Origin of the sequence: Aphanothece microscopica RSMan92, assembly GCF_046613545.2 — a bacterium.
GTDB lineage: Bacteria > Cyanobacteriota > Cyanobacteriia > PCC-6307 > Cyanobiaceae > NIES-981.
Window position 1 is genome coordinate 1 of sequence record NZ_JBKKKY020000002.1, and the last position, 15,454, is coordinate 15,454.

17 protein-coding genes are annotated in these 15,454 nt (G+C 67.6%); 11 read left to right on the forward strand and 6 right to left on the reverse strand.

What is annotated here, in order from left to right; genetic code table 11:
- The coding region (locus ACLD7X_RS00565; RefSeq protein WP_411421498.1) for a DUF2252 domain-containing protein at positions 1–984 on the reverse strand (984 nt) is incomplete at its 3' end.
- A gap of 411 nt (positions 985–1,395) precedes the next feature.
- On the opposite strand from ACLD7X_RS00565, the gene ACLD7X_RS00570 reads away from it, so the two are divergent.
- Complete coding sequence (locus tag ACLD7X_RS00570) at positions 1,396–1,539, forward strand: hypothetical protein (protein ID WP_412006799.1); 144 nt, start codon at positions 1,396–1,398, stop codon at positions 1,537–1,539.
- A gap of 5 nt (positions 1,540–1,544) precedes the next feature.
- Entirely contained in the window at positions 1,545–1,826 is a 282-nt protein-coding gene (locus tag ACLD7X_RS00575; RefSeq protein WP_425625016.1) for a hypothetical protein, read from the forward strand.
- Positions 1,827–1,947: 121 nt separating this feature from the next.
- Here the strand turns inward: ACLD7X_RS00575 and ACLD7X_RS00580 are convergent, their stop codons facing one another.
- Entirely contained in the window at positions 1,948–3,219 is a 1,272-nt protein-coding gene (locus tag ACLD7X_RS00580; protein WP_411421500.1) for a serpin family protein, read from the reverse strand.
- Positions 3,220–3,392: 173 nt separating this feature from the next.
- Between ACLD7X_RS00580 and ACLD7X_RS00585 the strand changes: the two genes are divergently transcribed.
- A complete protein-coding gene (locus ACLD7X_RS00585; protein WP_412006797.1) occupies positions 3,393–4,067 on the forward strand; it encodes a LuxR C-terminal-related transcriptional regulator in 675 nt (224 codons plus the stop codon).
- Between the two features lie 7 nt (positions 4,068–4,074).
- Positions 4,075–5,679 carry a sensor histidine kinase gene (locus tag ACLD7X_RS00590; protein ID WP_425625017.1) on the forward strand — a complete coding sequence of 535 codons (1,605 nt, stop codon included), beginning with the start codon at positions 4,075–4,077 and terminating at the stop codon, positions 5,677–5,679.
- Here the strand turns inward: ACLD7X_RS00590 and ACLD7X_RS00595 are convergent.
- Positions 5,664–6,200 (reverse strand): hypothetical protein, encoded by a 537-nt coding sequence (locus ACLD7X_RS00595; RefSeq protein WP_411421503.1) that lies wholly within the window; start codon positions 6,198–6,200, stop codon positions 5,664–5,666. The genes ACLD7X_RS00590 and ACLD7X_RS00595 overlap by 16 nt on opposite strands.
- A gap of 164 nt (positions 6,201–6,364) precedes the next feature.
- On the opposite strand from ACLD7X_RS00595, the gene ACLD7X_RS00600 reads away from it, so the two are divergent.
- Both ACLD7X_RS00600 and ACLD7X_RS00605 read left to right on the forward strand, forming a co-directional pair.
- Entirely contained in the window at positions 6,365–6,979 is a 615-nt protein-coding gene (locus ACLD7X_RS00600) for a hypothetical protein (RefSeq protein WP_411421504.1), read from the forward strand.
- 76 nt (positions 6,980–7,055) lie between these two features.
- A complete protein-coding gene (locus tag ACLD7X_RS00605) occupies positions 7,056–8,984 on the forward strand; it encodes a hypothetical protein (RefSeq protein ID WP_412006796.1) in 1,929 nt (642 codons plus the stop codon).
- A 1-nt stretch (position 8,985) separates the two neighbouring features.
- Here ACLD7X_RS00605 and ACLD7X_RS00610 read toward each other — a convergent pair whose 3' ends face one another.
- Positions 8,986–9,243 carry a hypothetical protein gene (locus ACLD7X_RS00610; protein WP_411421507.1) on the reverse strand — a complete coding sequence of 86 codons (258 nt, stop codon included), beginning with the start codon at positions 9,241–9,243 and terminating at the stop codon, positions 8,986–8,988.
- An 87-nt stretch (positions 9,244–9,330) separates the two neighbouring features.
- Between ACLD7X_RS00610 and ACLD7X_RS00615 the strand changes: the two genes are divergently transcribed.
- Positions 9,331–10,788 (forward strand): glycosyl hydrolase family 57, encoded by a 1,458-nt coding sequence (locus ACLD7X_RS00615; RefSeq protein WP_411421625.1) that lies wholly within the window; start codon positions 9,331–9,333, stop codon positions 10,786–10,788.
- A 50-nt stretch (positions 10,789–10,838) separates the two neighbouring features.
- Here the strand turns inward: ACLD7X_RS00615 and ACLD7X_RS00620 are convergent, their stop codons facing one another.
- Entirely contained in the window at positions 10,839–11,753 is a 915-nt protein-coding gene (locus ACLD7X_RS00620; RefSeq protein ID WP_411421508.1) for a hypothetical protein, read from the reverse strand.
- 173 nt (positions 11,754–11,926) lie between these two features.
- Between ACLD7X_RS00620 and ACLD7X_RS00625 the strand changes: the two genes are divergently transcribed.
- The 3 genes from ACLD7X_RS00625 to ACLD7X_RS00635 are packed head-to-tail and all read left to right on the forward strand — an operon-like array spanning position 11,927 to position 14,501.
- Entirely contained in the window at positions 11,927–12,604 is a 678-nt protein-coding gene (locus ACLD7X_RS00625) for a hypothetical protein (RefSeq protein ID WP_411421509.1), read from the forward strand.
- A 5-nt stretch (positions 12,605–12,609) separates the two neighbouring features.
- A complete protein-coding gene (locus ACLD7X_RS00630; RefSeq protein ID WP_411421510.1) occupies positions 12,610–13,971 on the forward strand; it encodes a serine hydrolase domain-containing protein in 1,362 nt (453 codons plus the stop codon).
- A 2-nt stretch (positions 13,972–13,973) separates the two neighbouring features.
- Entirely contained in the window at positions 13,974–14,501 is a 528-nt protein-coding gene (locus ACLD7X_RS00635) for an ureidoglycolate lyase (RefSeq protein ID WP_412006795.1), read from the forward strand.
- 9 nt (positions 14,502–14,510) lie between these two features.
- Here ACLD7X_RS00635 and ACLD7X_RS00640 read toward each other — a convergent pair whose 3' ends face one another.
- The gene (locus ACLD7X_RS00640) at positions 14,511–14,951 is read right to left on the reverse strand and encodes a lysozyme inhibitor LprI family protein (protein ID WP_425625018.1); all 441 of its coding nucleotides are present in this window, start codon (positions 14,949–14,951) and stop codon (positions 14,511–14,513) included.
- Positions 14,952–15,188: 237 nt separating this feature from the next.
- On the opposite strand from ACLD7X_RS00640, the gene ACLD7X_RS00645 reads away from it, so the two are divergent.
- Positions 15,189–15,416 (forward strand): hypothetical protein, encoded by a 228-nt coding sequence (locus ACLD7X_RS00645; protein ID WP_411421512.1) that lies wholly within the window; start codon positions 15,189–15,191, stop codon positions 15,414–15,416.
- The last annotated feature ends 38 nt before the right edge of the window (positions 15,417–15,454 follow it).

Genomic DNA, 15,454 nt, shown 5'->3' on the forward strand with positions numbered 1-15,454 from the left:
CACCCGCTGCCCCTGATTCTCGTAGGTGCAGGGCTGGGTGTAGGGCTCGAGAACCGAATGCCGGGCCTCCTTCACCTGCAGGATCAGGGGGTGATTCTCTTCCGAATAGAGCAGGGCCACATTGCAGCGGGTACCCACGCTGCCGATGCCCACCACCTTCATCGCATAGTCCACATACTGATAACGATCGAGCAGCACGCGGCGCTCGTGGGAGAGGCTCTCGCGGTAATCCTCCAGCCCTTCGAGAACCCGCTCCTCCATATCGGGTTCAGCCACGTGATAGAGCACCGGCGGCTGATCCACGAAGCGGGGCTGGCCGCCCACGATCGCGGCAATCTTGGGGAACACGTTCTCGGTGATGCGCTGGCGAGCCTTGGCGGCCAGCGCCTTGCGCCTGTCTCTGGCCTCCCCATCCGGCGCCGCCGCGATGATCTCCTCCATGTCCAGCCGTAAGTACCACACCTCCAGCGGACTCATGCGCGAGAACTTGCGCAGGTTCTCGCGGTACGAGCGCACACAGGCCATGGCGGCCTGCCTGGACTGCTTGTCAGGCAGATCGTTATCCCGCCCGGCCACCACGAAACTCGCGGCCAGCCGCTTGAGGTCCCATTCCCACGGGGCTGGATGGGTTTCATCGAAGTCGTTCAGATCGAAGACCAGATTGCGCTCGGGTGTGGCGAAGAGCCCGAAGTTGAGCAGATGGCAATCGCCGCAGGCCTGCACCTGCAGCCCGGTGCTGGGCGTGGTCGCCAGGTCGGCGGCCATCAGGGCGGCGGAACCGCGCAGGAACGTGAACGGACTGCGCAGCATCCGGCCGTAGCGGATGGGGATGAGGCTGCTCAGGCGGCCGGCATTGGAGTTCTCGAGGATGGCGATCGGATCGCGCCCTTCGGCCGCTGGGGCCCAGGCGCCATGGGCATCGCGCGGCAGGGAGGTCCGGAGCCTCTTGCCGTCGGCCACGCGTTCTTCACGGGAGCGAAACATGACGCTTGTCTCTGAGGCAGGGTGATCGAGGCAGACCACGGGCAGCACCGCCCATGGGCAGCACCGCCGCATCCCGGTTCTCCCTCCACCTCGTGGTAGCAACGGCGTCGGCCCTGGCTGGCTTGCCCCTCTGGTGCCTCGATCCCTCACCCCGCTTCACGCCATGGCTGCGCGACCCCCTCTCTGGACCGACCGCCACCAGGCCGGTCTGGCCCTGGCGTCCGCTTTCGCCGATCACCGGGGCCGCGCCCACGACACCACCCTGCTGGCGCTGCCGCGCGGGGGTGTGCCGGTGGCGGCGGCGATGGCCTCGCGCCTGGGCCTTCCCGTCGCCACCTGGTCAGTGCGCAAGGTCGCCGATCCGGCCTCGCCGGAGCTGGCGATCGGCGCGGTGGCCGCCGCTGGGGTGGTGTGTGGCGCAACGGGGAGGGAGCACGCCGCCGGGCCACCAGCGCCAACCTGCACGGCTGGCTGGCGGCGCAGGAGAAGGAACTGCGGCGCCGGCAACAGCTCTTGGGGATCCGCCGGCGGATCGGCTGCGGGGCCGGCATCTGATCGTGGTGGACGACGGCATCGCCACCGGCATGACCATGCAGGCGGCCCTGCTCTCCCTGCGCCGGCTGGAGCCGGCCTCGCTGGCCCTGGCGGTGCCGGTGGTGGATCGCCAGGTCGCCGCCGAGCTGAAGCCGCTGGTGGATCGTCTGGTGGCCCTGGCCGCTGTGGACGATCTCCGGGCCGTGGGCCTGTGGTACGAGCACTTCGACCAGCTCAGGGACGAGCAGGTGCTGGCCCTGCTCAACCAGGACCCCCCGGCAGGGGAGCAGGCGTCTGTCGATCGCTGAGGCCGCGGCAGGTTTCCTGCGCCGATGCGATCGGATGCGTTGGCTGACCCTTCTGGCCTCTCACGCCACCGTGGGATCGCGGCGGCGGCTGGAGCAGGACTGAACGCGGTGGCACCCGCTCTCAGCGCGCTGCATCGGGCGGCGGTGCCATCAGCACCCCGTTGAACAGCAGCGTCTGGGAGGCCCGCGCCACGATCGCGAACACGAACGGCCGGTTCACCACGATCTGCCGGGTGGGAGACACCGGGCCGATTGAGGTTCTGCGGATCCCGCCGATCAGGGTGGTGGCGGCGGCCCGCACCCCGTTCTCGTTCAGCTCGATCCGGCTGTGGTGCCGCACGAGCCCCAGTTGGCTGGGCTGTGCCGACAGCCGATCCAGGTTGGCGCTGCTGTCAAACAGAGGAGCCAGCCCCAGATCGGCCGCGATGGGTGATCCAGTCACCATGCTCACTCCATCGCTGAAGCTGAAGCTGGGCAGCTGAACCATCAGCGGCTGCCGGGCACCGTTGCCGCTGAACACCCGCTGGGTGGTTTCGGGCAGGGCCGGAATCGCCGCTTCCAGCAACCATCGGTCGATGTGCTTCTGCTCTGCCGCGGGCACATGCACGAGGAAGGCATACTTCTCGCCTGCGAAGGGCAGCTGGAAGGCCACGCTGCCATCCTCCAGGTCCACAACCTGTGCTGAATACCTCGCGCTGCGAATCGATCGGGCGGCCTGGGGGCGGCCGTCGAGCGTCACGAAGCGGTAGGCCCCGCCCGGGGCCACCCTCTGCATCGCTGTTCCCCAGCCTCCTTCAAACAGCGCGGTGTTGAGGATCACCCAGCGGAGTTTCGCCAGGGTGGGGTCGTCGATGATCGAAGGGATCAGCCCGTTGGTCCGTTGCTCCGCCCAGCTGTTGATGGTCTGCGCGGCGCCGGCGGCCTCGAAGTCGATCAGCCGGTGGCTGGCGCCGTAGTGAGTCTGCGCCGCCAGCACGAACTCCCGCTTCAGCAGGAAGGGCTGGCTGCCGCTGGCGCCGTTCGTGGACCAGACCCCCTGGCTGAGGCGGAAGCTGCCGCCGGTTTCCCCGGCGGTCACTTCCGTGCTGAGCTGCTTCGCCAGTGGCCCGGCGATGTCGGCCACGCTGGCCTCCACCCCTTGATCGCTGAGCAGCTGTGAGCGCAGCAGGTTGCGCGAGGCACCATCGGCACCCAGGGCGAGCACGCTCAGCCCATAGAACAGCGAGGGCCCGGACACCATCGCGTTGGCCATGCCGTTGTGGCGCAGATGGGAGGCCAGCAGTCGCGCACCGATCTGATTGATCGAGGTGCGCTGCCGCAGGCGCAGGGCTTCATCAGCGCGAGCCGATGGGGCAGCGAGCAGAAGGCAGAGCAGCACGATGAACCGCTTCATCAGGGTTTTCTCGGATTTCGGTAGGGTGGTTGGCCTCACTCTTCGCGTTGGGCGAACATTCCGCCATGGGGTGTTCACCCCAACTGCCGCTGCACGGTGCACCGTGCAGCGTGCACACCACCTTCAGACCATCAATCCCCAGACCATCAATCTCCAGAACATCAACGGAACGGATGCTGAATCCCGAGCTGGCCGGATCGATTGTCTCGGTGATCATTGCCGATGATCACGCCATTATCCGTGATGCGATTCGTGATCTGCTGGTCAGTGGCACGGAGAGCCAGGAGGTTCAGTACAACGTGATCGCCACGGCGGAGAACGGGCTGGAGACCGTTGCGGCTGTGAAGAACCACCGGCCCGATCTTCTGGTTCTTGATGTCGCCATGCCCCTCGGCACCGGTGCCGAAATCATCCGCGATCTGCGGCAGTGGAGCCCGGGCACCCGCATCGCCGTGTTCACCGGGATCGCCGCTGCTGGCACCCTGGCGGGCCTTGTGGAGGCGGGGGCCGACGGCCTGTTCAGCAAGGCCAATCCTCCCAGCGCCATGGTGGCGAAGTTTCCACTTCTGCTGAGCGGCGGCCGCCATGTGGCGCCGGAGTTCACCGAGCTGATCCGGCTCGGCCAGCAGAGCGGCACCCTTACTGACCGGGAACGTCAGGTGCTGAACCGGCTCGTTGCCGGCAAGTCGAACAAGGAGATCGCCGCCGAGCTGTACATCAGCCCCAAGACGGTGGAGAAACACCGTGCCAGCGTGATGAGCAAGCTCGAGGCCCACTCGGTGGTGCAGTTGATGGCGCGGGCCCTCAGGGAAGGGCTGATCGACCCCGCCACCAACGCGTTGGGGTGAACACCCCATGGGCCCCGGGGTCTCAGCTCAGGAGAATGGTCTGGCCGTGATTCCGTCCGGAACGCGCATGGACACCTCCTGCAGCAAGCGCGCCAGAGTTCCGGCGGCCATCCTGCTGGGCGGTGGCGTGGCGGGCGTGATTCTGCTCGGCGCCGGTGCGGCCCAGGCCCTGACGCCGGGCCATGTGCCGGGGATCGCCGATGGCGTGTTCTACACCTTCCTGATCACCGCCATCGCCCTTTCCGCCGCCATCATCACGGCCTGCCAGCAGCTGCAGTGGCTGGTGTATGTGCTGTTTTCCCTGTTGTTACTGCTCAGCGTGGCGAGCATCGATGGCACCCTGGCCCACCTCCTCGGGGGCGGTGATTTCGTGCTCTGGGTGGTGCCATATCTGTGCGTGTCGCTTGCCACGGCCTTCGGCTATCTGGTGGTGGTTTTGCGCATCGAAGGCTCGCATCGTTTCACGCGGCTGCGGCCGGTCTTCGCCTGGCTGGCCCTGCTCACCGCCCTGCTGCCCCTCAGCAGTGCGCTGTGGTTGCGGCGGATCTCCCTGGTCACGATGTGGATGCCGCTGAATGTCCTGTTCCTGGTGATGCTGTTCGCGCAGGTGCTGCCGCCGCTCACCTGGTCGATCCGTGATCCCCGGCAGCGGCGGCTGACGCGGGCCTTCCCTGCGGTGGTGGGCGGTTTCGCCACGGCGGTGCAGCTGAGTCACTGGGGCGGTGCTGGGTGGCCCCAGCCGGTCTTCAACCAGCTGAACCGCTTCACCCTGCTCCTCTCGGCGGCGTTTTCCCTGGCGATCGTGATCTGGCAGGTGCTGGCCACCTCCCGGGAGAAGGCCCGCGCCGAGCGGCAGACCCTGCTGGCCGAGCGCAACGAGGCCCGGCTGAAGCTGGCCCTGGCCGAGGCGGAGGCGGACTACCAGGAGGCCGTGACCGTCGCTACGCGGCACCGCTCGAAACTGCAGACCGTGTCGCACGATCTCCGCCAGCCGGTGGCGGCCTTGCGGCACGCGGTGGATCAGCTGCAGCGGGCGGGCCATGACCAGGAGGCTGACAGGCTCTCACGGGCCGTGGACTACGTGGCCAGTCTGGCCAGGGCCTACACCCAGGATCCTGAAGCCGAGGCCATGGGCGATGGGGCTGCGCACCCCCCCGCCGGCGGGCCTGAGCTGGTGGCCAGTGAGATGTTCGCGCGCACCCTTGAGCAGATGTTCATGGCTCAGGCTGCCCAGCAGGGGGTGCGCCTGCGCATCGTCTGCCCGCCCAGCACCATTCGAGTGGAGCCGCTGGCCGCGATGCGGATCATGGCCAACCTGATCGCCAATGCCCTGGCCCATGCGGCGCCGTCACGCCTTCTGGTGGGTTTCATGCCCCGTGGCGACAGGGTGCTGTTCCGCGTGCACGACGACGGCGTGGGCATGGATCCGGACACCCTCGCCCGCGTGATGCAGCCCGGCTGCAAGGGCACGGCCTCAGAGGGCGAGGGCCTAGGGCTCGGCATCGTGCGGGCGTTGTGTCACGCCCAGGGCATGCCGTTTGAGCTGCGTTCCGTGCCCGGCAGGGGCACCTCGGCCTTCGTGGCGCTGCCGCGCCATCAGGGCGCCTCCTGAAACCGGGCCGCGCAGGCCCCATCGCCGTTGTTGCCCCTGCCGTTGCCCTTGCCCTGGTTGGCCATCTCGTCGGCCAGCACGGGCTGCTCCGTCTGCCAGCGTCCGGCCTGGCGCCGGGCCAGGATCCGGGCGGTGAACGGTGTGGCACCGCTCGGGCCGATGCCCGTGATGAAGCGGCCACACACCTCGAGCGTGTCGGGTCCTGCCCAGGAAGCGCCGATCAGCGCATACAGGCGCCAACCCTGATGCAGGGTGATGGCCCTGGCCATCTCCCGGGGACCGCTTGCCTCCTCCCCAGCCGGGAGCAGGTAGAGGCCACCGCTGCACGGATGGGTGCCCAGCACCATGCCGCCCTCCAGGATCTGCAGGGGCTGGGTGCGGCCGGGAGCCTCCAGCACGCAGCTGGCGATGGCTGGCGGGGCGGCATCGCTGCGGCTGTCCCCCGGTTCACCAGCCTTGGCTTGTTGGGGCAGGCCGAGCACCAGAACGATGAGTGCAAGCAACCCGGTTGTTCTGGCCATGGATGTAGCGGTGGATGGCACGATCTGCGCCCATTCTGTTCTGCCTGCATCGATCACGGCCTGGCATCAGCACAAATGGGGTGAACACCCCATTTCGCGGACAGCAGCACCGAATTTACGTTGTGCACATCGGTCAAAAAGCCGAGTCTTCACGCAGAACAACCATGGCCAACGCACTGAAAACTCCTCGCTTTCCAGCCTTCACAGTGGCTGCGACTTTCGCAGCCGTGGCCTCGCTCAGCAGCGTTTCCATTCCTGCCCAGGCTGCCCTGTTCAACACCTGCAAGAACGTTCGCATCACCATCCACAACAACACCAACCTGCCGATCGAGGCCCGCTATTTGCGTGTCTACGATCCCCACAGCGAAGACTGGGATACCGAACAGCTGACCAACAAGAAGATCATGCCGGGCTCCAGTTACACCTACAGGGAGAATCTCGCCGACGTTGGCGGCAAGGCCTTCACGCTGAAGCCCTACTACAAATCACTCCGCCAAACATCGTCTGGGGCGCAGTGGAGCTCCACGGTGGCTGGCAGCTCCCAGGACTTCTCGCGCTGTGACAACGCTGGTTCCTACGCGCTGACGATCGGCAACAGCGGGCCATCGCAGGGCCCGGGGGCGGACATGTTCCGCACCCGCAGGGAGGCACTCAGGCGTGCCCGTCAGATCAGGGGGTGCCGCGGAGAAGCTTTCTCCAGGCGGCTCGGCTTCATGAGTTTCTGGATGCCTTGCCGCAATCTCCAGGCCTACCAGACGGCCATGGCAGGCCGGGGTTGACGGGATGGAGCCGGATCAGATGAGGTTGGCAATGGGGGATCACGTGGCTAAGCATCAGGAAGTGCGCCCCGCCTGCATGTCCGAACTGCATGGACGGACCACGACGGCGCGGTCATGGGGAGGGCGCTGGCTGCCGCTGCTGCTGACGCCGCTGCTGTCGGCCCCGCTGGTTCTCCTGCCGGCTGCGGCGCAGGCCCAGGGGGTGGGGATTCCGGCCTTTCTGCCAAGCCGCACGGCGGTCCCCGCCACGGCTCCCATGCCGCTGGACGGGATCTGGAGGATCAGCAGCAACGGCAAGCGCATCCGCATCCAGGCCGGCCGCGCCTACGCCTTGGATGGCTGGAACCACATGGTCGTGCTGAACATCCAGCCCGGCATGGTGGTGATCCGCAACATCACGCCCACGGGTCCCGGGCTGTATCAAGGCGATGATCTGCCCCTGCTGGGTCGCTGGAACGCCCGGGTGGACACCCAGGGCAACCTGACCGTGACGGTGCAGGGCCAGATGCTCCCCGTGAGTTACACCCTCACCCCGGTGCAGCTCGACAACGACGCCTGGTTCGCCCAGGAGATGGCGCTGGCGCTGCCCGGCGCCCCTGACGAGCCTCCGATCTACGAACCCTCCCCCCCTCCCGGCGGAGGCGATGGCGATGACTGGGGGGAGATCCCCGAGCAGCCTGAGCTGCCAGACGAGCCCGACGGGCCCGGCGTGCCGGAGGGGCCCGATGAGCCCCCCATCGATGCGCCGGAAGGCGACGCAGGCGATTCCCTCCTGGAGAGCCTCGAGGCCACTGTGCGGCGCAACAACCCTCTGATCAGCACCCTCAAGGGCATCGGCACCTGCTTTGCCCGCTCGGCCAACCGCAACGCCCTGCTCACGGCCATCCGGGAGCGCGATTCGGCGGCGGCGGCCGATGTGGCGCAGCGCTGCATCACCGACGAGACACGGCGCTCCCTGCGGGCCATGCGGCTGGTGGCGGAAGACGGTTCAAGTTCGCCGCCCCAGTCGCTCAACGTGGGGCTGGGGGCCAGCGCCGGGGCGTTGCTCGGGGCCGGCTTCGATGGCGGCTTCGTGTTCGACCTCAACGGCTCCGACCCGCCGCGTCTCTATCTCAGCGGCATGTCGGGGGCAGGTGCCCAGGGATTCATCGGCGGCGATGTGATCGCAGGAGTGAATGTGGATCCCTCCAGCCCGGGCCTCTCGCAATACAGCGCCTTCATGGTGTCAGGCGACATCGGCGTGGGGGCCGGAGCTGCGCTCGTCACCGAGCGCTGGCGGGCCCTGCGCGACCGGGTGGGTCGCCCCAAGGGGTTCCAGGTGAGTGTGGGGGCAGGGCTGGGGGCCAATCTGGGCTCGAAGTACAACATCCGCACCCGCATCTACAAGGAGTCGAGGCCCGCCTGCCGTGACATCACGGCGCGGCTGCGCAACGGCACCAGCCAGACCATCACCGTGCTGGATCTGGATTACTGGGATCCGGTGTCGAAGATCTGGCGCTCGGAGCCCACCATCAACAAGCAGCTCTCCCCTGGCGAGTCGTGGAGCAAGACCTCGACCCTGGAGAAGGTAAGCGGGAAGGACACCATGCTGCGGGTGAAATACAAACTCACCGGCCTGCTCAAGCCCACCACCTACTACTCACCCAGCTTCGGCAGCGGCCCCTGCACCGACAACAAGGTGTTCAGCCACACCCTCACGGCCCGCAATCCCGAAACGCGTTCCGATTGCCGCATCAACCTGAGCGTGCGCAACGACACGGGCCGCAAGATCCGCATTGTGGATCTTGACTACTGGGATGCCCTCTCGCAGAAGTGGCGCTCGAAGATCACCCCGGATCGAAGCCTGGCCGCAGGAGCCACATGGACCATGAGCCCAACCCTGAGCAAGATGGGCAACGCTGACACGAAGCTGAGGGTGGAGTACTGGGCCGGCCTGTCACGGCGGAGCCAGATCTTGCCGATCAGCCGCTGCAGTAACAGAGGCTATTCGTTTGTGCTCCGCTAGATCAGAAGATTCCGAGCTCTTTCTTCTTGCAGTAGCCCGCCCCGATGTTCATCCAGCCCGAATCACAGGGCTTGCCGTCGGTGGGCTTCACCTCGTAGTAGATGGGTGAATTGCAGTGCTGCTTGAGGTCGTTCACGTAGCCCAGCGGACACTCGTCGTAGCCGGGGAGTTTGGGAATCCGCTTCTGCGCCACGGCGGCGCCCGGGATCACCACAGGCGCCAGAAGGGTGGTGGCCAGAATCAGATGGACCGTTCGCACCAGGTGAGCCGTCAGCTGGCCAGACTCTAGAAGGGGTCTCCACGGTTGTCAGGACAAGCCCTCCGGCGCCGCCCGACACCCCCAACCATGAGCCAGCAAGCCCTGCCACCGATCGCCGGCCGCGAAGCCGAGCTCCTCGTCCTGGTGCAGCCGCCAGGTGCGGTGGCGTTGCCCCGCACCAACCTGAAGCTGGAGTCGATCCGCTCGGGCTTCGCCTGCGCGCTGCACATGCACCAGCCCACGATTCCGGCCGGCGCAGGCGGAGAGCTGATCTCCCACCTGCAGTACATGCTCGAGCACCCGGGCGAGGGGGACAACCACAACGCCGAACCGTTCGCCCACTGCTACCGGCGCCTGGCTGAGATCCTGCCGCAGCTGATCGCCGAGGGTTGCAACCCCCGGATCATGCTGGATTACTCCGGCAATCTGCTCTGGGGTGTCGAGCAGATGGGCCGCGCCGACATCCTCGAGGCGCTGCGCTGCCTGGCCACCGATCCCAGCCTGCAGCCCCATGTGGAGTGGCTGGGCACGTTCTGGAGCCACGCCGTGGCGCCCTCCACGCCTATCCCCGATCTGAAGCTGCAGATCCAGGCCTGGCAGCACCATTTCGCCGCCCTGTTCGGCACCGAGGCCCTGCAGCGGGTGAAGGGGTTCTCGCTGCCGGAGATGGCCCTGCCCAACCATCCCGACACGCTCTTCGCCCTGGTGCAAGCCCTGCGGGAGTGCGGCTACCGCTGGCTGCTGGTGCAGGAGCACAGCGTGGAGAACCGCGACGGCTCGGCCCTGCGCCAGGAGCAGCTGTTCATCCCCAACCGCCTGGTGGCGCGCAGTTCCAGCGGCGAGGAGGTGGCCATCACGGCCCTGATCAAGACCCAGGGCTCGGACACCAAGCTGGTGGGCCAGATGCAGCCCTACTACCAGGCCCTGGGGCTGGAGCGACAGCTGCTGGGCGGCATCGCCATTCCGCCGTTGGTGTCGCAGATCGCCGACGGTGAAAACGGTGGCGTGATGATGAACGAGTTCCCGCCGGCGTTCCTTCAGGCCCATCAGCGGATCGCCCGTGAGGGAGCCGGCGATGGGGCCACGGTGGCGATCAACGGCACCGAATATCTCGACCTGCTGGACGCCGCCGGTGTGCCGGGCGACGCCTTCCCCACGATCCAGGCGGTGGGGCAGCACAGGCTGTGGCAACAGGTGGGCGTTGCACCCACCCCGGCGGCGGTGGAGGCGGCCATCGCCAAGCTCCAGGCCAATGATCCCTCCTTCTCCATGGCCGGTGCCTCCTGGACCAACGACCTCAGCTGGGTGGAGGGCTACGCCAACGTGCTCGAGCCGATGCAGCAGCTCAGCGCCCGCTTCCATCAGACGTTCGACCCCCTGGTGGCCCAGGATCCCGCCATCACGCAGAGCCCGGCCTACCAGGAGGCCCTGCTGCATCTGCTGCTGCTGGAAACCAGCTGCTTCCGCTACTGGGGGCAGGGCATCTGGACCGACTACGCCCGCGAGATTCACCGGCGCGGGGTCGCCGCCCTCGCCTTGCCCTGACCGGCTTGGCGAGAGCAGCCAGCGAGCAGCCTGGAGGGCCCTGGACTCCTTCAGACCCCAGCGGCGGTGAACGAGGCGATGCCGCTGTTGTCGACCGTGAGGACGCCGGTGGCATAGGGGAACCGCCCGCCGTTGATCCCTTCCAGGGCCTCGAAACCGCGCAACGGCAGATAGGTCGAAGCGGTGCTGATCCGGTTTGGCGTCACTGTGTAAACCCCTTGAGGTAACACGATGGTATCGATGCCTCGATTGCCGCTGAGAATTCCATCTCCAAAGTCATCGTAGATGGGCGGCGCAGCCGCGAAGCCAATGAAGCGATCATCGCCTTCGCCAAGATTCAACTCAAAGCCGGCATCATTCTCGAAAAGATCAAGGCCACCTCCTGATGCATCCACGACGTCGGTTCCTGCTCCCATATTTACATCCGACCAGTCGTACAATTGCATCACTCCTAGAACGCTCAGCTCATCGTCGCCCGCGCCCATCTCCAGCCGCAAAAGGTCGGTGCTGAGATCCTCTTCGATCACAAAACGATCATCGCCTGTTCCGGTTGACACGAAGGCTCCGAACAAGGCGGCGCTCTTAGCGGTAATCACATCATTGCCAGCGCCAGTGTGGCAGCTGGTGCTCTCTCCCATGAACAGGCGCCCTTCTGGGACGCTGATCGTGTCATTACCGAGCCCCATCTGAATGGTCCCTTGATAGGCGGAATTAATCTCTCTGTACCTGAGCTCCAGGCCCTTCCGGCCCGTGATCAGATCCCGGCCCGCCCCCGTATGGATTGGACCGTAAGAGCGAATGAAGGATCGGCTGCGGATCTGATCATGTCCTTCGCGAAGCCTGATCGAACCCTTGATGCCGATCCAGATGGCAGGCTTGTCCGTACTTCCCCGGACGAAGTCATCGCCGCGGCTGCCCAGCAGCTGATCGTTCAGATTCTCATCCAGGATGAAGACCTTGCCCATGGTCGGGGTGCCTCCTCTTCGGTGTATTCAGCCTGATGAGGCGGCAGGGTTGTCGGAGAGTCGCTTGAGCAATCTTCACTGTCTCAGGTCAAATGAACGGGGAAGAAAACGAGCTAGAACACTCAGGCAAGCCCTGAGGCAGTTGCGTGATGCAGCGATCGACTCTGCAATGGATGTCCAGGACCTCCTTCGCGGTGGTTGTCGGGATTGGCCTGGCGGCCTGCGGCACCGGTGCCGGGGGGCCTGCCTCGCCCTCCGCCTCGGGGGATTCGACGTCGGGGGCCTCGGCCATCCCCGCCCGCCTGGCGCCGTTCGGCGATGGCTACCCCAAGGCGGGCGATCCCTGCCGGCGCCTCGGGGAAACCGCGGCGACGGCGAATTACCTCGACGACAGCGCTGTGCTGGTCGGCTGTGCCGAGGCCAGGGCCGCGGCCGCCCTGGGCGGGCGGGTCGTGGCCACGGTCGATGGCATCACGCTGGTGTCGATCCCCCAGGGGGATGCCAACGGCGCGGCTGCCAATGGAGGCGATGCCCTGGTGCCGGGCACCGACTACAACGCCACCGCCCCTGTGGCCTGTGGCTTCGACGGCGGCGAACCCACCGGCACCTGCCAGGCCGGGGTGAAGCGCCGTTGGGGCGAGGACGGAACCGCCCTGGTGGAGATCACCAAGCCCGACGGCCGCAAGCGGGCGATCTTCTTCCGGGGCACCACCGCCTATGGCGCCGACAGCGCCCAGGCGGACGGTTCCGCCGGGTGGTCCTTCGCGGTGTCACGCCGCGACGATCAGAGCGTGATCCGCTACGGCCCGGAGAGCTACGTGATCATCGATGCTCTGGTGGTGGGCGGCTGATCGCCATGCCCGGCGCGAATGGGCTGGCGGCACTCTGGAAGCAGCCGCGAGATCCTTCGGTGAGCACCCCATCTCCTGTCGCCGCCCTGCTGGCCGCTGCTGCGCTGGTTCAGCCGGGTGCCGCGGACGGGCGCCCCTGGACGGCGGCCTCCTCCGATCCGCGCACCCTCGGCTGGATGCAGGGGGCGCCGCCGCCGGCCGAGCGGGTGATCGTCTTCGGCGATCCGCAGGCCTTCACTTTTCCCCGGCTGCGCTGGAGCGTGTGCCACACCGACCAGCTGATGCCCACCCGGGCGGTGAGCCGCGGGCTCACTCCGGTGCGGCCCCTGCCCCGCCGTGAACGCACCGACCTCGACGCCGTGCGCTTCCAGCCCTGGGGCGCCAGCCAGCCGATGACCTGGGGCCAGGCCTTCGACGCCAACTTCACCGACGGGGTGGTGGTGCTGCACGGGGGTGCGGTGGTGTATGAGCGCTATGCCGGCTGCCTCGGGCCCACGGGCCGCCACGCCGCCATGTCGCTCACCAAGTCGCTGGTGGGGCTGCTCGGCGAGATGCTGGTGGCGGAGGGCGTCCTGCAGGCCGACGCCCCGGTGCGCGCCACCATTCCGGAGCTGGCCGGCAGCGCCTTCGGGGATGCCACCGTGCGGCAGGTGCTCGACATGACCACCGCCCTCGACTACTCCGAGGACTACGCCGATCCGGAGGCCGGCGTGTGGCAGCACGCCGCCGCCGGCAACGCCCTGCCCAAACCGTCCGATTACAGCGGCCCGCGCACCTACTTCGAATTCCTGCAGACGGTGCAGCGCAAGGGCGAGCAAGGCCGGGCCTTCGGCTACAGGACCGTGAACACCGACGTGCTCGGCTGGCTGATCAGCCGCGCCACCGGTCAGTCCCTCACCGAGGTGATGGCCGAGCGCCTCTGGAGCCGGCTTGGGGCTGACGCGGGCGCCTTCTTCAGCGTGGATTCGATCGGCACCCCCTTCGCCGGCGGCGGCTTCAACGCCTCCCTGCGGGACATGGCCCGCGTCGGCCAGCTGATGCTCGACGAGGGCCGCATCGGCGACGAGCAGGTGATCCCGGCTGCGGTGATCCGTGGCATCCGCGCCGGCGGCGAGCGGGCCGCCTTTGCCCGGGCCGGCTACCGGCAGCTGCAGGGCTGGAGCTACCGCGGCATGTGGTGGGTGAGCCACGATGCCAACGGCACCTATATGGCGCGGGGCGTGCACGGCCAGTCGCTCTGGATCGATCCGGCGGCCGGCGTGGTGATCGCCCGCTTCGCCTCCCATCCGGTGGCCGGCAACGCCGACAACGACGCCACCACCCTGCCGGCCTATCAGGCGATCAGCCGCCACCTCCAGGGGCGGTGACCATGGAGGCCAGCGCCGGGCGGCCCCAGGGCCTGATCGCCTCCACCCTCACGCCTGCGGCCTTCGCCCCGTTCGGGTTCGTGATCCAGCCCCAGCCCGATGACGCTCCCTGGTGCCCCGGCGATGCGGTGCTGCAGTTCGGCGGCGGACCGCCCCGCCTCTATCTGATGACGCTGCCGCCGCGGGGCCTCGGGTTCGCGGAACTCGCCCGCCACCGCCGGGTGAGCCAGGCGCTCGGTGCCATCGACGACCAGGCCTGGTTCCTGGTGGTGGCCCGGCCGGACCATCCTGCCGGGCGCCCCTTTGCCCCCGCCGCGGATCTGCACGCCTTCAGCATCCCGCCGCGCCGGCTGGTGGTGCTGCATCCGGGCACTTGGCATGCCGGACCGCTGTTCGCGGGGCCCGCCGAGCGGGTGTTCCTCAACCTCGAGTCCCGCACCACCAACCGCGACGACCGCACAGTCCTGGCGATCGGCGGCCGCCAGCGCTGCGTCGTGGACGGCGACCAGGAGGCACCGGGCGGCCACTGAGGGTCGCCCTCAGGGCTCGAGCTGTTTCAGCAGGGTCTCGGTGAGTTCGATCTCACAGGTGGTGGTGAAGATGCCGTAGCCGGTGCCCTGGAAGGCCATCGACTTGGCGTAGGCGCACACCTTGCGCCGTTCCTGCCGAAAGGCTTCGGCCTGCTGCTTCGGGTCCGCACTCGTGCGGTGGAAGGTCGTGAGGTTGTCGCGCCAGAGGGTCTGGAAGGTCTCGCTGGGCACGCCGGCGGCCTCGGTGGCGACCCCCGCCAGGGCCGTGTCCAGCGTGCGATCCAGAGCTTCGAGGGCCTGGATCAGGCAGCGTGTCGACTCCACCGTGCTCCGGGCCTGGCGGCAGGAGGACAGAGCCGGGGACTCCGCCGCACGGGCCACGCCCTGCAGCGGCAGCAGCGTGACCGCCAGCACGGCCAGCAGAACCGACAGCGGGCGGGCGTGGGTCATCGGGTCGTGGGTTTCGGGAGCAGCGATCATCAGCGATGATGAACCGCCCAATCTCCTGGGGACCCGATGGCGGGACTGATCAGGATCAGGCGCTGCGCGAGCTGGGGATGAAGTCTGAGAACGACAACGGGCGAGTCACCGCCCCGCGGTCGAGGGGGATGTCCCGCGCAGAGCACACGGCTACATTCCTGGTGGCCAGGCCCTCGGCTGCGCCTCCCGAAACCCATCGAAGACCGTATGAAGCGCCTCGTTCTCCTCGCCGTGGCGGCCGTCGCGTTCCAGGTGCCGGCGCTTGCCGACCAACCCAACATGAAGTCGGCGCTGATGAGCCTGAACCAGGCCAGGACCAGCCTGGAGAAGGCCGCCCATGACAAGGGGGGGCACCGGGTCAAGGCTCTCAAGGCGATTGACGAGGCGATTCGCGAAGTCGAGGCCGGCATCGACTACGACCGCCTGCACCCCTGATCCTGCACCCCTGATAACGGGCTTCGGCTGGAGGTCTG

Coding starts and splice junctions, on each gene's coding strand:
- ACLD7X_RS00580 (WP_411421500.1), bottom strand. CDS start 3,219: ATGAAGCGGTTCATCGTGCTGCTCTGCCTTCTGCTCGCTGCCCCATCG.
- ACLD7X_RS00585 (WP_412006797.1), top strand. CDS start 3,393: ATGCTGAATCCCGAGCTGGCCGGATCGATTGTCTCGGTGATCATTGCC.
- ACLD7X_RS00590 (WP_425625017.1), top strand. CDS start 4,075: ATGGGCCCCGGGGTCTCAGCTCAGGAGAATGGTCTGGCCGTGATTCCG.
- ACLD7X_RS00595 (WP_411421503.1), bottom strand. CDS start 6,200: ATGGCCAGAACAACCGGGTTGCTTGCACTCATCGTTCTGGTGCTCGGC.
- ACLD7X_RS00600 (WP_411421504.1), top strand. CDS start 6,365: ATGGCCAACGCACTGAAAACTCCTCGCTTTCCAGCCTTCACAGTGGCT.
- ACLD7X_RS00605 (WP_412006796.1), top strand. CDS start 7,056: ATGTCCGAACTGCATGGACGGACCACGACGGCGCGGTCATGGGGAGGG.
- ACLD7X_RS00615 (WP_411421625.1), top strand. CDS start 9,331: ATGAGCCAGCAAGCCCTGCCACCGATCGCCGGCCGCGAAGCCGAGCTC.
- ACLD7X_RS00620 (WP_411421508.1), bottom strand. CDS start 11,753: ATGGGCAAGGTCTTCATCCTGGATGAGAATCTGAACGATCAGCTGCTG.
- ACLD7X_RS00625 (WP_411421509.1), top strand. CDS start 11,927: ATGTCCAGGACCTCCTTCGCGGTGGTTGTCGGGATTGGCCTGGCGGCC.
- ACLD7X_RS00630 (WP_411421510.1), top strand. CDS start 12,610: ATGCCCGGCGCGAATGGGCTGGCGGCACTCTGGAAGCAGCCGCGAGAT.
- ACLD7X_RS00635 (WP_412006795.1), top strand. CDS start 13,974: ATGGAGGCCAGCGCCGGGCGGCCCCAGGGCCTGATCGCCTCCACCCTC.
- ACLD7X_RS00640 (WP_425625018.1), bottom strand. CDS start 14,951: ATGACCCACGCCCGCCCGCTGTCGGTTCTGCTGGCCGTGCTGGCGGTC.
- ACLD7X_RS00645 (WP_411421512.1), top strand. CDS start 15,189: ATGAAGCGCCTCGTTCTCCTCGCCGTGGCGGCCGTCGCGTTCCAGGTG.